Below are 437 nucleotides of genomic sequence, written 5' to 3' on the forward strand. Positions count from 1 at the left end.
CCACGACATCGCTGCGGCGCGGCAGGTTGAGCACGCCGCCCGACTGCGACGACTGCGCGAGGTCGGTCATGATCCGCCCGGTCGGGTCGAGGAACTCGGGGCTCTGGGTTCCGCTGATCGACGACCCACGCGACCACCACGGCACGATGGGGCCGTTGTTCGGGTTGATGATCGTGGCGAAGCGGCTGCCGGCCGTGCGGTAGCTGAAGCTGAACTGGCGCTCGGCGTCGTTGCCGTCGGCGCCCTTGGTGCCCGTCGTGCCCCTGGTACCGGCGCTGCCCTAGAGCCCGATCGGACCGCGCTCTCCGCCGACCCCGGGCTCACCCACGCGCGCTGCGAACTCGCCGAACAGCAGCGAGCCGTTCTTGACGTCACTGCCGGTGAGGCTCTCGTTGCGGACCGTGGCACCGGTCACGGAGTTCGGCTTCGCCGCCTTC

Annotated in this window: 1 protein-coding gene; it reads left to right on the top strand. The window is 70.5% G+C overall.

Annotated elements, in window-relative coordinates; translation table 11 throughout:
• On the top strand, positions 1–203 hold a 203-nt coding region (locus I6F37_RS40465), incomplete at its 5' end, for a hypothetical protein (protein WP_225154444.1).
• Positions 204–437: the final 234 nt, after the last annotated feature.

The sequence above is a fragment of the Bradyrhizobium sp. NBAIM08 genome, from assembly GCF_020193935.1.
GTDB classification, from domain to species: domain Bacteria; phylum Pseudomonadota; class Alphaproteobacteria; order Rhizobiales; family Xanthobacteraceae; genus Bradyrhizobium; species Bradyrhizobium yuanmingense.